The following is a 14051-nucleotide window of genomic DNA, read 5'->3' on the forward strand; positions in this document are numbered from 1 at the left end:
CGCGTGGGGCGGCCACAATCCGCCCCATAAACAAGACGAGGAAGCGCCTGTGACGTTCCGCCTGCGCGTGGGTTATGTCGGCTGGGTTCCGCACCTGGCATTCCTGGAAACCGCCGCCGCCGACCCGGCGCTGGAGATCGTGAAGATCCCGCTGGAGGCCAGCACGGATGAAATGGTGCAGGCGCTGTCCTCCTGCCACGCCTATTACGTGATGGCCGCGCGGGATGAGTTGCCCAAGCCCGTGCATGTCACCCGCGAATTGCTGGCCAAACTGCCGAACCTGCTAATGGCGGCCAGCTACGGCGCGGGTTACGACCCCTGCGACCCCATCGCCTGCACCGAGGCCGGCGTGCTGCTGCTGAACCAGGCCGGCGGCAACGCGGAGGGCGTGGCCGAGCACGCGGTGGGCATGATGCTGGCCTGCCTGAAGCGGATGCCCGACAGCCACGCCGCCATGAAGGCCGGCCAGGCCGCCGACCGCAGCGCCCAGATGGGCCGCGACCTGAAGGGCATGACGGTGGGCCTCGTGGGCTTCGGCAATGTCGGCCGGCGCACGGCGCAGATCCTGCAACTGGCCTTCGGCTGCACCGTCATCGCCTGCGACCCCTATGTGGATGCGGCCACCATGGAGGCGCTGGGTGTGCGCAAGGTGGATCTGCCCGAGATCTATGCGGCCAGCGATGTCGTCAGCCTGCATTGCCCGCTGACGCCCGAGACGCGCGGCATGGTGGGTGCGGCCGCCTTCGCCGCCATGAAGAAGCGCGTGGTGTTCGTGACCACGGCGCGCGGCTCCATCCATGACGAGGCGGCGCTGTTCGCCGCCCTGCAAAGCGGCCAGGTCGCGGGTGCGGGGCTCGATGTGTGGGAGCAGGAGCCGCCCCCGCCCGACCACCCGCTGCTGCACCACCCCCATGTGATCGCCAGCCAGCACATCGCGGGTGTCACGGAGCAGAGCCGGGCCAACATCACCCGCATCGCGGCGCTGGCCTTCAGCGATGTCGCGGCGGGCCGCCTGCCGCCGCGCATCATCAACCCGGAGGTGCTGCCGCGCTGGAAGCAGCGCTACCGGCAGGCAACGGGGTTCGTGCTGGACTGAACCGCGCCCGGTGGGGGGGGGCTCAGGCTGTGACAACCCCCCGCCGCATCCCCTGCCACAGCGCGATCCCGGCCGGGATCAGCATCGCCACCGCGCCGCGCTCCACGTCGCCCAGCATGTAGCCGAAGGCGCCGACCAAGCCGCCCGCCACCAGCAGCAACCGTTCCGGCATCGCCAGCCGCTTCAGCAGAAACCCGGCATAGCCCGCCGTCACCGCCACCAGCGCGCCCACCTGGGTGGCGCTCGCCAGCAGGATCTCGCCCAGCGAGCCCCGCAGCATGATCCCCGGGTCGTAGATGAAGGCGAAGCCCACTGTGAACCCGGCAATGCCGAAGCGCGTGGCATGCAGCGACGTGATGGTGGGCGAGGCCCTGGCGATCGCCGCCGCCGCGAAGGCCGCCGCGGCCACGGGTGGTGTCGCATCCGCGATCACCGCGAAATAGAACACGAACAGATGCGCGGGCAGGATCAGCTGCTCGGGCGAATAGCCCAGCGTGCGGGAGCCCAGTTCCAGGATCTGCGGCACGCCGATGGCCGCCGCGATGATGTAGCTGGGCGTGGTGGGAATCCCCATGCCCAGGATCAGCACGGTCATGCACAGCAGCACCAGCAGCCAGGGCAGGGAGCCCCCGGCGAGGTCCTTGATGATGCCGCCGAAGGCCACGACCATGCCGGTCGAGGTCAGCGCCGACACCACGATGCCCGACCCCGCGATGGAGACCGCGAGCGGCGCCATGGTGTGCCCGGCGCTCGCCAGGCTTTCCAGCACGGTGCGCCAGCCCATGCGCGTGCGCGCCCGCAGCAGCGAAACGCCCACCATGGCCAGCGTGGACATGAAGGCCGCGTAGTTGCCGCTCCAGCGCTCGTTCATCAGGTAGACGAGCACGCCGATCGGCAGGATCAGGTGGGCGTCGGCCAGCACCTCATGCCAGGTCGGCATTTCCGACAGCGACATGGGGCGCATGCCGGCGCGCTTGGCCTCGAAATGCACCGCGGCCAGGATGGCGAAGTAGTACAGCACCGCCCCCAGGGCCGCCGCCGTGATGATCTGGCTGTAGGGAATGTTGGTGATCTCGGCCATCACGAAGGCCGCGGCGCCCATCACGGGCGGCATCAGCGCGCCACCCACGCTGGCCGCGGCCTCGATGCCGCCGGCGACGGCGGGCCTGTAGCCCACGCGCTGCATCAGCGGGATGGTCATGGCCCCGGTGGTGATGACGTTGGACACCGAGCTGCCGCTCATGGTGCCGAACAGGCCGGAGGTGATGACCGCCACCTTGGCCGGCCCGCCGGAGTAGCGCCCGGCGATCACCGCGCCGAAATTGCTGAACAGGCGGCCAGTGCCGCTGCCCTGCATGAAGGCGCCGAAGATGATGAACACCGCGATGGTGGTCGCCACGATCCCGGTCAGCGGCCCGTACACGCCGCCCGCCGTGGGCACCAGCCAGGCGGATTCGACGATCTCGGCCGGGGTGAAGACGCGGGTGTTCAGCACGCCCGGCAGCAGATGCCCGAACTGCATGTACAGCAGGCTGATCGCCACCATCCAGGCCAGCCCGGGCTCGACGGCCCGGCGCGTGGCCTCCAGCAGGGTGATGACGCAGATGATGCCCAGCGCCATCATCTCCCACCCGAAGGGGTCCACATATTCCATGCGGTCGGACACGGCCTGGGCATTCCACAGCACCCAGGCATGGGGGGCGGCGGCGGCGAAGGCCCAGGCCCAGTCCACCAGCGTCGGCCGGTCACGCGGCGAGGATTTCAGCGCCGGATACAGCAGGAACAGCGGCGGCACGAAGACCAGCAGGTGGAAGCCGCGCATGGTGATCGGCTCCGGGAAGCCGAACCCCGCGAAATAGAGATGGATGGCGGCGAACACCGCCATCCACAGGGTGGCGGCCCACCACCCCCAGCCAGGCAGTTCGCGCATCAGGCCGGGTTGGCCCCGGCGGCGCGGAAGGCCTTCACCGCACCGGGGTGCAGCGGCACGCCGGTGTACTTCACGGCCTCGATGGGGTCGAAGGCGCCCATGCTGGCGTGAATGGTGGCCAGGCGCTGGCCCTTGGCGCGGATCAGCGTGCGGGTGATCGCCTCGCACACATTCTCTGGGATGCTCTCATGCACCAGGATCACGCTGTCCATGGCCGTCACGTCGATGGGCGCCTGCAGCAGCGCCGGATAGGCGCTGGGCGGGCAGTTCGACTGGGCATAGCTGTAGCGCTCGATCATATGGGCGCGGATATCGTTGTCGAAGCCCAGCAGCTTGGCCTGGCGGCGGCCCTGGGCGATCTCGGTTAGGATCGCGGCGGGGCGGGCGAGGGCGAAATACAGGTAGTCCACCTGCCCGTCGATGAAGGCCGCCGCGATGTCGTTGTAGCTGCCGTTCAGATAGCGCCCGCCGCCATTGCGGATGGCGTCTGGGGAGGTGCCGATGAAGCGCAGGATGCGCTGCAGGGTCATCTCATCGGTCGAGGAACGCTGCGGCACGCCGATCTTCAGGCCGCGCTGGGTCAGCACCTCCCGCATGCCGGTCACGGGGGTGTCGGCCTTGGCCAGCAGGTAGTGGTCGGTGGGCGAATAACCGGTGCCCAGGCAGCGCAGGCGCGGGTGGGCGGCGGAATACGGCTCCTCGCCCTTGAAGGCCGCGGCGGCGAAGGCGTCGATGCCCCAGCCCATCTGCGACTGGCCGTTGTTGATGCGGGTGGGGTTCGCCAGCCCGCCGCCCGGCACCACGCGGATCTGGATGTCCGGGTTTTCCTCCCGGATCAGGGAGGCGACGCCGGCGGCCATGGTATACCAGCCGCCGCCCAGCGAACCGGCCACCCATTCCAAGGTGGTCTGCGCCCGGGCGGGTGCGACGAAGGGCAGGGCCAGGGCGGAGCCCAGCGCGATACGACGTGTCAGCATGTGCATCACCTTCTCAGCGGATGGGGGGCGCGTACATCAGGCCGCCCTGGGTGTAGAGCGCGTTCAGGCCACGGCGCAGGCCGATGGGGCTGCCCGAGCCGAGGTTGCGTTCGAAGATCTCGCCGTAATTCCCCACGGCCTTGATCATGTTGTAGGCCCAGCGGCGGTCGAGGCCCATCATCGGGCCATGATCGCCCGAAAGCCCCAGCAGGCGGCGGATCTCGGGGTTCTGGCTGTCCAGGAAGCTGTCCACATTGGCCTGCGTGATCCCCAGCTCCTCGGCCGTGATCAGCGCGAAGATGGTCCAGCGCACGATGTCGAACCACTGGTCGTCGCCATGGCGCACCACCGGGGCGTGCGGCTCCTTGGAGATGATGTCGGGCAGGATCACGTGCTCGTCCGGGTTCGGGAAGCTGGCGCGCAGTCCGGCCAGCTGGCTCGCATCCGTCGAATAGGCATCGCAGCGGCCCGCGAGGTAGCTGCGGCGCGCCTCATCGTTCTGCTCGAACACCACGGGGTTGTAGCGGATGTTGTTGGTGCGGGCCCAATCGGCCAGGTTCAGCTCGTTGGTGGAGCCCGCGACGACGCAGATACTGGCCCCCGCCAGGTCCTGCGCGCGCGTCACGCCCAGGGACCGCCGCAGCATGAAGCCCTGGCCGTCATAGAAGTTCACCACGGTGAAGTTCAGGCCATTGGCGGTGTCGCGCACATGCGTCCAGGTCGCGGTGCGGATCAGGATGTCGATCTGCCCGGATTGCAGCGCGGGCAGGCGCGCGTTGGTGGTCAGCGGCACCCAGCGGATCTTGGCGGCATCGCCCAGCGTGGCGGCGGCCACGGCGCGGCACAGGTCATTGTCGATGCCGCGATACTCGCCCCGGCTGTCGGGCATGGAGAATCCGGCCGCACCCGTGGAGGTGCCGCATACCAGGATATCCCGCTGCCGCACGGCGGACAGGGTGGGGCCCAGGCTTGCCGTCTGCGCCATCGCCATGGCGGGCAGCAGCGCGGCGAACAGGGCCGTGAGAGTACGCTTGAGCATCGTGAGCCTTCCTCCGGAATGATCAGCATGGAGGGGGGTGCGGTGCACACGCAAGTGGGGCGCGGCTTGACGCGCGCGCCCAGCTGGCAAAGGCTGCACAGAACAACGCCACCGGGATGTCATGGCTGCACCGCTTGTTTCCTCCGCGCCGCAGGGCGCGTTCGACCGTATCAAGACTCTTGTCCCCGGCCTGGCGCTGAGCCTGGCCATCGCGGTGCTGGCCATCGTCGTGCGCAACGCGACGGGAATCGCCGCGCTGAACCCCGTGGTGGTGGCGCTGGTGGTGGGCATGGGTTTTCACGCCATCTGGGGCACGCCGGCCGTGCTGAAGCCGGGCATCGGCTTCGCGGTGCGGCCGGTGCTGCGCGCGGCCATCGTGCTGCTGGGCCTGCAGGTCACGCTGGGCATGCTGTGGTCGCTGGGGCCCGCCGCCCTGCTGCTGGCCGTGGTGGTGGTGGCCGCCACGCTGCCTTTCACCATGTGGCTGGGGCATGTGCTGGGGGTCGATCGCGCGCTGGCGCAGCTGATCGGCACCGGCACGGCCATTTGCGGGGCCTCGGCCATCGTCGCCGCCAACCAGGTGGCGCGCGGGCGGGAGGAGGATGTGACCTACGCCCTGGCCGTGATCACCCTGTGCGGCACGGCGGCGATGATCCTGTTCCCGTATCTGGCCGGGCCGCTCGGCCTCGATGCCCAGGATTACGGCATCTGGGCCGGCGGCGCGATTCATGAGGTGGTGCAGGCCGTGGGGGCCGCCGCCGCCGGCGGGCCCGTATCCTCGCAGACCGGCACGGTGATGAAGCTGGCGCGGGTGTTCATGCTGGCCCCGGCCGTGCTGGCGCTGGGCTGGTGGGTGGCGCGGCAGTCGGGTGGCGAGGCCGCGGGCGTGAAGGCGCCGGTGCCGGTCTTCGCCTTTGGCTTCCTCGGCCTCGTGCTGCTGGGCAGCACCGGGCTGGTGCCGCAGGCCGCCGTGGATGCCAGCCGCTTCCTGGTGCCGCTGATGCTGGCGGCCTCGGTCGCGGCGCTGGGCTTGCAGACCAACCTGAAGGCGCTGAAGGCGCGCGGCCTGGCGCCGCTGCTGCTGGGCGTGGCCAGCAGCCTGTTCATCGCGGCCTTGGCCTATGTGGGCGTCAGGCTGATCGGCTAGATCCTCGTCCGGTCAGATGGAATCATCTGACCGGATAAAGATGATCGTGAAAACAAACACCTGGAGCGGTTGCCGTGAGCCGGTGCGAGCGGAAACCGCTCCAGTCAGCAAGGCAGGGCCGGGAACAGTTCGGAGGGGTTCACGAACTCCTCCTGCGCGGCCACCGTCAGGATCTCGCGTGAGCCTGCCTCCGCCGTGCGGCGCAGCAGGCCGAACACGCTGGAGGCAGCGCGGCTCAGCGCTTCCGCCGCACTGCCGCTGCGCATGCGGTGCAGCAGGAACAGCGCGCTGATCGCATCGCCCGCGCCATTCACCGAAACCGGCAGCAGCGGCGTGTTCAGCCGCCAGAATTGCCCGCCCTCGGCCGCGATCATGCCGATCCGGCCCGGCTCCTCCTCATGGCTGGTCAGCAGCACGCAGCGCGGGCCCATGGCCTGCAGCGCGGTCAGCGCGGCCTTGCATTCCCCCAGCGTGCCGGCGGGCAGGCCGGTCAGGTATTCCAGCTCGAACCGGTTGGGGGTGGCGATATCGGCCAGCGCCAGGGCGCGGTCGCGGAAGAATTCGGGAATGCCCGGGCGCACGAACACGCCCCGCCCGGTATCCCCGATCACGGGGTCGCAGCAGTACAGCGCCGCCGGATTCGCGGCCTTCACCTTCTCCACCGCCTCCAGGATCGCATCACCGATATCGGCCCCGCCGACATAGCCCGAGAGCACCGCGTCGCAGCGGGGCAGGGCGCCCCGCTCCTCGATGCCGGCCAGGCATTCGCGCACCAAATCGCCGCCGAACACCTGGCCGCGCCAGGCGCCATAACCCGTGTGGTTGCTGAACTGCACGGTGTGGATGCCCCACACCTCCGCCCCCAGGCGCTGCAGCGGAAACATCGCCGAGGCATTGCCGACATGCCCGTAGGCGACCCAGGACTGGATGGAGAGGATATTCTCGGCCAAGGCACGCGCGCTCCGATGGAATCAGACGCGCGCGAGCATGACGCCGCCGCGTTACTCCCGCCAGGGGTGCCGGGCCCACAGCGCCTCATATCCTGTGCGCAGCGCGACCAGTTCCCGCAGGTATTCCGCCGGCGGCAGGAAGCGCAGCGGCAGGGACTGCCGCCGGGCGATCTGCTGGAAATCCGGGTTGTCCACCGTGGCGCGCAGCGCGGCGGAGATACGGGCCAGCGCCTCCGGCGGGATGCCGGCGGGGGCGGCCATGCCGCGCATGCTGCCCTCGATCACGTCGAAGCCAAGCTCCTTCAGCGTGGGCACGCCGGGGGCCTCGGACCATCGGGTGGCGCCCATCTGCGCCAGGGGGCGCAGCAGGCCCTGCGCCATCTCGGTCATCCCCTCGGCCATGTTCATGCTGGCGATGGGAATGGCGCGGGAGATCAGATTCTGTTTCACCTGCGCCGAACCGCCGAAGGGCACATGCAGGAACTGCGTGCCCGTCGCGCGTTCCAGCGCCAGCACGGCCAGGTGGTCGTCCGACCCCACGCCGGTGGTGCCATAGCCGAGCTGCCCCGGCCGCTGCCGCGCCGCCGCCAGCAGGCCCGGGAAGTCCGTAATGTCGCTGTCCGCCCGCACCCACAGCCCGCCCGGATCGTCCACGATGTTCGCGATCAGCGTGAAGTCGTTCAGCGTGAAACGCGGGCGGCGCTCGATCGGCAGGGTGACGATGGCGGGCGTGTTGACGAAGCCGATCGTGTAGCCGTCCGGCCGCGCGCGGGCGAGTTCGGTGAAGCCGATCTCGCCACCGGCACCCGCGCGGTTCACCACCACCACGGGCTGGCCGAGCTCGCGTTCCATGAAGCGGGCGATGGTGCGGGCCGCGACATCGGTGCCGCCGCCGGCCGCATAGGCCACGATCATGGTCAGCGCGTGGTCGGGTTGCCATTGGGCGAAAGCGGGGCGCGTGGCCAGCAAGGCCGGCAGCGCGAGCGCTGTGCGACGTGAGATCATTGACGTGTTCCTCCGCCGCGCAGCTTAGCCGGGCGCGGCGGAGGATGACGAGGCCCTATCCGACCTCGGCCATCAGCCAGCCGCGCGCGTCCATGGTGGCGGTATCACCGGCCTGGACCAGGATGGTGGTGGTGGGGCTTTCCAGGATGGCGGGGCCCTGGATGGTCGCGCCATCCGACAGGTCACCGAAGCGATAGACCGGCCATTCCGCGAAGCCGCCATCGCGCCACACCTGGCGGGGCGCGGCGGGTGGCATGGGCGGCGCCGCATAGCGCCCGGCATCGCCCGTCAGCCGGCCGAGGGCCGCCACGCGCGCGTTCACCAGCACCACCTCATCCTGCGGCAGGGAGTAGGTGAACAGCGCCTCATGCTGGGCGTGGAAGGCCTGGCGCACGGCGTCCGGCATATCGGGCGCGGCCCAGTCGATGCCGTCCAGCTTCACGCCGATCTCGAACACCTGCTCGCCATAACGCATGTCGGCGGAGCGGGTGGCGGTGATCTCGCCGTTGAACCATTCGGCCATGCGGGCGCGGGCCGCTTCCTCCTGCGCCGCGAAGGTGGCGGCCAGCGAGGCATCCGGGTTGGCGTTCACGCTGCGCGTCACCTCGAAGCGCAGATCGGTGCGCAGCATGCCCCAGGCCGACAGCCCGGCGGCGAACAGCGGCACCGCATAGCGCGCCATGCCCAGATCCCGCGCCACCGCCGAGGCATGCAGCCCCGCAGCACCGCCGAAGGACAGCAGCGTGGCCCCGCGCGGATCGACACCGCGCCGGACGGTGGCCACCCGCACGCCATCGGCCATGCGCGCATTCACCAGCCGGTACACGCCCCAGGCGGCCTCGCGCATGGAAATGCCGAGCTTTTCCGCCAGCCTGCCCATGGCGGCGATGGCCGCTTCCTCATCCAGCCGCTGCGCGCCGCCCAGGAAGCTGCCGGGGTCCAGATGGCCCAACAGCAGGTTGGCATCGGTCACGGTGGGCTCGGTGCCGCCGCGGCCATAGCAGGCGGGGCCGGGGCGGGCGCCGGCGCTTTCGGGACCCACCTGCAAGGTGCCGCCCGCGCCCAGATGCGCGATGGAACCGCCGCCGGCGCCCAGCGTGATGATGTCAAGGCTTTCCAGCGCGATACGCTCGCCCGCGACTTCACGCCCGCGCCCCAGCTTGGCCACGCCGCCCGCCACCAGCGCGATGTCGGTGGAGGTGCCGCCCATGTCGAAGGTCACGAGGTCGCCCGCCATGCCCTCACGCGCCAGCGCCACGGCGGCGGCGACACCGCCCGCCGGGCCCGACAGCGCCGTGCCGGCGGCCAGCCGCGCGGCCTCCGCGATCGGCGTGACACCGCCATGGGAGAGGATGACGAAGACGGGCCCGGCATAGCCCACCTCCTTCAGCCGCTCCGCGAGGCGGCCGAGATAGCGGGAGACGGGCGGGCCCACATAGGCGTTCACCGCCGTGGTGGAGAACCGCTCGAACTCCTTGATCTCCGGCAGCACCTCGGCGCTGGTGGTGACGAAGACGCCGGGCAGGGCGCGGCGCACCGCCTCGGCGGCGGCCAGTTCATGCGACGGGTCGCGCCAGGCGTGCAGGAAGCAGATCGCCACCGCCTCGGCACCGCGCGCGGCCTCGATGGCGGCGGCCAGGCTCGCCTCGTCCAGCGGGGTTTCCACGCTGCCATCGGCGCGCAGGCGCTCCTTCACGGCCAGGCGGCGGCTGCGGGGCACCAGCGGCTCGGGCGGGGCCAGGCGCAAATTGTAGCGCTCGGGCTTCAGCCCCTCGCGCATCTCCACGATGTCGCGGTGGCCCTCGGTGGTCAGCATGGCCACCTTGGCGCCCTTGCGCTCCAGCAGGGCGTTGGTGGCCACCGTGGTGCCGTGCACGATGCGCTCGGTGCCGGCCAGCAGGGCCTCCAGCGTCAAACCGGCGGCCTGGGCCAGGTTGCGCAGGCCCTGGATCACGCCCTCGCTCTGGTCATGGGGCGTGCTCGCGGCCTTGGCCAGATGCGAGCGCCCGTCCGGGCCCACGCCCACCACGTCGGTGAAGGTGCCACCGACATCCACGCCGATACGCCACTTGCTCATGCTTCGTTCCCCTGGGCCGTATACCCCTCTTCGGCGTCCTTCGCGCGCGCCTCGGCCGAGCGTTCGCCGGGCGGCCCCCAGCCGCCGCCGCCCGCCGAGAGCAGGTGCAGCACCTCCCCGGATTCGATGGGGATCGAGACTTCCTTGCTGCGCAGCAGCCGTTCGGAGCCATCGTTCTTGCGCAGCACATAGCGGTGCGGCGCGCTGTCCTCGCCGCCCTGGATGCCCGCCGAGCCATGGAAGGCGCCGTCGCCCGCGGTGTTGCCCACGGCCGGGCCATCGGTTTCCACGCGCAGCAGCAGCTCGGCGCCCAGGCCGCCGCGATGCTTGCCCGCGCCGCCGGAATTGGGGCGGAACTCGTGCTTGGCGAAGTGCAGGGGGAAGCGGGCCTCGGCCTGCTCCACGCTGCCGAATTTCAGGCCGCCGGCGCTGTGCCACTCGCCCACCGTGTTCCAGCCATCGCCCGCCACGCTGCCGCCGCCACCCGGGCGGGCATGGAACAGATGCCAGACGAAGCCGCGCCCGTTGCGGGGGTCGCGGCCCTTGATCGCCACGCGGAAGCGCCGGCCCCAGCCGCCCATGGCGCGCTCCGGCGCCGCGTTCTGCAGGGCGCGGATGATGGATTCCACGATCTCATTGGAACAATGGCTGGTGCAGAGCGTGACCGGCCGGCCCTCATGCGCCCACACGATGCTGCCTTCGCGCGCGATGACCTTCAGCGGGCGGAAGGCACCCTCGTTCTTCGACAGGTCCGCATCCAGCAGATAGGCGAAGGCCATGCAGCAGGCCGAATACATGTTGGGATAGCTGGAGTTCACGATGCCCACCGCCTCGTCGTCCGAGGCCGTGAGGTCCACCGTCAGGCTGCCGCCCTGCTTGGTGCAGGTGGCGCGGATGGTGATGTTCTCCCGCCCATGGCCGTCATCGTCCAGCACCGCCTCGCCGGACCAGGTGCCATCGGGCCATTCGGCCAGGATGGAGCGCGCGTGCTTCTCGGCCAGGTCCAGGATGGCATCGACGGTGGCCAGCAGCGGCCCGCGCCCATGGGTGGCCAGCAGTTCCGCGATGCGCGTGGCACCCAGCCGCGCGGAGCCGATCATGGCCATCAGGTCGCCGCGCACATCGCGCGGGATGCGCGTGTTGGCGCAGACCATGGCCAGCAGGTCGGCGCGCAAGCCGCCATCCTCGCCCAGGCGGATCGGCGGGATGCGCACGCCCTCGGACCAGATATCGGTGGCACCCGCGTTGTAGCCGCCATAGGTGCCGCCGCCGACATCGGTGATGTGCGCGCGCACCACGGTGAAGAAGCAGCATTCGCCCTCGGCGAAGACCGGCAGGATGATCGTCAGGTCCGGCAGATGCGAGCCGCCATTGTACGGATCGTTCAGCAGGAAGATGTCGCCGTCGCGGATGGTGGGGAAGGTCTTCAGCACCGCCTCGGTGGCGAAGCGCAGCGCGCCCACATGCACGGGGATGTGGTCGGCCTGCGCCACCAGCGAGCCATCCGCGCCGCACAGCGCCACGGAGAAGTCGCGGGAGGAGTTGAGGATCTGGCTGTAGGAGGTGCGAAGCATCGCCTCTCCCATCTCCTCGACAATGGCGCGAAGCCGGTTGTCGAGCACGGCAAGGGTCACGGGGTCCATGGCGGAAGGGTCACGGCGGCCCCCATTGGCGTCAACCCGGGCTTGGGGTCATGCTGCGGCAAAATCCAGGAGGAAATGATGCGAGAATTGGCAAATGGCCTGCGTTTTCCCGAAGGGCCGGTCGCGCTGCGCGATGGCTCCGTCGTGCTGGTGGAAATCGAGAGCCGGCGCATCACCCGCGTGGCCGCCGATGGCACCAGGACCACGCTGGCCACGATCAAGGGCGCGCCGAACGGCATCGCGCTCGGGCCCGACGGCAAGCTGTTCATCTGCAACAATGGCGGCTTCCTGTGGGTGGAGGAGCCGACCAGGCTGCGCCCGCACGGCGTGCCCGCGGATTACGAGACCGGCCGCATCGAAGTGCTGGACATGGTGACCGGCGAGTTGACGCGCCTGTATGACCATTGCGGCGACCACAAGCTGTGCGGCCCGAACGACATCGTGTTCGACCCCGTGCACGGCGGCTTCTGGTTCAGCGACCTGGGCAAGGTGCGCGCGCGCGGCCGCGACCATGGCGGCGTCTATTGGGCGGCCACCGACGGCAGCAAGATCATCGAGGCCGCGCACCCCGTGCCCGGCGGCGCCAACGGCATCGGGCTGAGCCCCGACAGCAAGACCCTGTATGTGGCCGAGACCGAGACCGGGCGCCTGTGGGCCTGGGATGTGGAAGGCCCCGGCAAGCTGGCGAAGCAGCCCTGGCCGAGCCCCGCGGGCGGGCGGCTGCTGTGCCAGTTGCCGGGGTTCCGGCGGCTCGATTCGCTGGCGGTCGCGGCCAGCGGCAACATCGTGGTCGCCACGCTGGTTTCGGGGGAAATCACCACCGTCTCGCCCAGCGGCGAGATCGTGCATGTGGAGAAGATGCCCGACCCGATGCCCACCAACATCTGCTTCGGCGGGCCGGATATGCGGACGGCCTATATCACTTTGTCCACCACGGGGCGGCTGGTTGAAATGAAATGGCATGAACCGGGGCTCGTTCTGCAACATTCTTGACAGAACGCGCCCGCGAAAGAATGCTAACGTTCAACCAACCCGCATAAACTACCCGAGGAAACCATCATGAACAGCACCCGCCGCCTGCTGCTGGGCTCGGCGCTGGCCGCGCCTTTCGCCGCCCCCGCCCTGGCGCAGAACGATCCCTATGTGATCGGCACGCTTTTCCCCATGTCCGGTCCCAATGCCGAATACGGCACGGTGTTCACGCAGGGCGCGCAGCTGGCCATCCAGCATATCGAGGCGGACCGCATGCTGCGCCGCCCCATCCGCCTGCAGGCGGAGGACACCCAGGCCCTGCCGCAGCAGGGCGTGATCGGCATGCAGAAGCTGGTGAACGTGGACCGCGCGGTGTTCACCCTGGTGGGCTTCACCGCTGTCTCCAAGGCGGTGGCGCCGATCGGCGACCGGGCGCAATCCGTGATGGTGAATGGCGGCGCGGTGGGGCCGGATCTCGCGGGGCTGTCGCCCTATTTCTGGAACGTCATCCCGCTGGCGCATCTCGAAACCCGCGCGCTGCTGCCGTATCTCAGCCAGGAGCGCCGGGTGCGCCGCGTGGCGCTGGTCTATGTGGATGATCCGCTGGGCGATGCCATCCTGAGCGAGCTGCGCCAGCAGCTGCCGCGCGTGAATGCGGAGCTGGTGGGCAGCTTCTCCATCCCGCGCACCGCGCAGCAGTTCGGCCCCATCGCGGCGCGCGTGCGCCAGGCGCGGCCGGATGCGGTCTACATCGCAAGCTTCGGCGCCCAGCAGGCCCAGATCATCAAGGGCCTGCGGGACAACGGGGTCTCGACCCTGCTGTGCAGCTACTCCGCCATGGGCCTGGACAGCGTGCGCACCCTGGCCGAGGCCGAGGGGCTGGTCTTCACCTCCCAGAAGATGGATTTCGAGGGCGGTGACGCGCTGACGCGCCGCTTCGCCACCGATTTCAACGCCCGCTTCAGCAAGACGCCCACCATTTACAACGCCAACTACTACAACGCCGTGCGGCTGTTCGGCCTGCTGGCACAAGGGATCGAGCAGGCGGGCGGAACGGTGAATGGCGAAAGCCTGCGCGCGGCCCTGCTGGCGCGCCGCCGCTTCGATCTGGTGGGCGGCCCCGGCGAGTTCGACGACCAGGGCAACATGATGGCCGCCATCGAGGTGCTGGAATACCGCGGCGGCCGCACCCAGCGCCTGGTCGGCTGACCCCCT

At 69.9% G+C, this 14051-nt stretch carries 11 protein-coding genes; 4 read left to right on the forward strand and 7 right to left on the reverse strand.

Annotated elements, in window-relative coordinates; all coding sequences use genetic code 11:
- Positions 1 to 49: 49 nt before the first annotated feature.
- Positions 50 to 1096 (forward strand): NAD(P)-dependent oxidoreductase, encoded by a 1047-nt coding sequence (locus tag GT007_RS05970; protein ID WP_160120665.1) that lies wholly within the window; start codon positions 50 to 52, stop codon positions 1094 to 1096.
- 22 nt (positions 1097 to 1118) lie between these two features.
- Here GT007_RS05970 and GT007_RS05975 read toward each other — a convergent pair whose 3' ends face one another.
- From GT007_RS05975 to GT007_RS05985, 3 genes are read right to left on the reverse strand one after another with little or no spacing between them, the layout of a single operon-like run.
- On the reverse strand, positions 1119 to 3026 hold the full coding sequence (locus GT007_RS05975) for a TRAP transporter permease (protein WP_160120666.1): 1908 nt from the start codon (positions 3024 to 3026) through the stop codon (positions 1119 to 1121).
- A complete protein-coding gene (locus GT007_RS05980; RefSeq protein WP_160120667.1) occupies positions 3026 to 4003 on the reverse strand; it encodes a TAXI family TRAP transporter solute-binding subunit in 978 nt (325 codons plus the stop codon). Before GT007_RS05980 ends, GT007_RS05975 begins: the two co-directional genes overlap by 1 nt.
- 13 nt (positions 4004 to 4016) lie before the next feature.
- Positions 4017 to 5042, reverse strand: coding sequence for an amino acid ABC transporter substrate-binding protein (locus GT007_RS05985; RefSeq protein ID WP_160120668.1), 1026 nt, complete (start codon positions 5040 to 5042; stop codon positions 4017 to 4019).
- Between the two features lie 121 nt (positions 5043 to 5163).
- On the opposite strand from GT007_RS05985, the gene GT007_RS05990 reads away from it, so the two are divergent.
- Positions 5164 to 6189 (forward strand): YeiH family protein, encoded by a 1026-nt coding sequence (locus GT007_RS05990; RefSeq protein WP_160120669.1) that lies wholly within the window; start codon positions 5164 to 5166, stop codon positions 6187 to 6189.
- A gap of 104 nt (positions 6190 to 6293) precedes the next feature.
- Here GT007_RS05990 and pdxY read toward each other — a convergent pair whose 3' ends face one another.
- The 4 genes from pdxY to GT007_RS06010 are packed head-to-tail and all read right to left on the reverse strand — an operon-like array spanning position 6294 to position 11864.
- Positions 6294 to 7139: a pyridoxal kinase PdxY gene (gene pdxY / locus GT007_RS05995; RefSeq protein ID WP_160120670.1), complete on the reverse strand. Its 846-nt coding sequence runs from the start codon at positions 7137 to 7139 to the stop codon at positions 6294 to 6296.
- Between the two features lie 51 nt (positions 7140 to 7190).
- Positions 7191 to 8144, reverse strand: coding sequence for a tripartite tricarboxylate transporter substrate binding protein (locus tag GT007_RS06000; RefSeq protein WP_160120671.1), 954 nt, complete (start codon positions 8142 to 8144; stop codon positions 7191 to 7193).
- A 55-nt stretch (positions 8145 to 8199) separates the two neighbouring features.
- Positions 8200 to 10221, reverse strand: a complete 2022-nt coding sequence (locus GT007_RS06005) for a hydantoinase/oxoprolinase family protein (protein WP_160120672.1) — start codon at positions 10219 to 10221, stop codon at positions 8200 to 8202.
- On the reverse strand, positions 10218 to 11864 hold the full coding sequence (locus GT007_RS06010; RefSeq protein WP_160120673.1) for a hydantoinase B/oxoprolinase family protein: 1647 nt from the start codon (positions 11862 to 11864) through the stop codon (positions 10218 to 10220). Before GT007_RS06010 ends, GT007_RS06005 begins: the two co-directional genes overlap by 4 nt.
- 78 nt (positions 11865 to 11942) lie before the next feature.
- Between GT007_RS06010 and GT007_RS06015 the strand changes: the two genes are divergently transcribed.
- Both GT007_RS06015 and GT007_RS06020 read left to right on the forward strand, forming a co-directional pair.
- Positions 11943 to 12857, forward strand: a complete 915-nt coding sequence (locus GT007_RS06015; protein ID WP_160120674.1) for an SMP-30/gluconolactonase/LRE family protein — start codon at positions 11943 to 11945, stop codon at positions 12855 to 12857.
- Positions 12858 to 12923: 66 nt separating this feature from the next.
- Positions 12924 to 14045: an ABC transporter substrate-binding protein gene (locus GT007_RS06020; protein WP_160120675.1), complete on the forward strand. Its 1122-nt coding sequence runs from the start codon at positions 12924 to 12926 to the stop codon at positions 14043 to 14045.
- Positions 14046 to 14051: the final 6 nt, after the last annotated feature.

Source organism: Rhodovarius lipocyclicus (assembly GCF_009900765.1).
Classification (GTDB): Bacteria; Pseudomonadota; Alphaproteobacteria; order Acetobacterales; family Acetobacteraceae; genus Rhodovarius; species Rhodovarius lipocyclicus.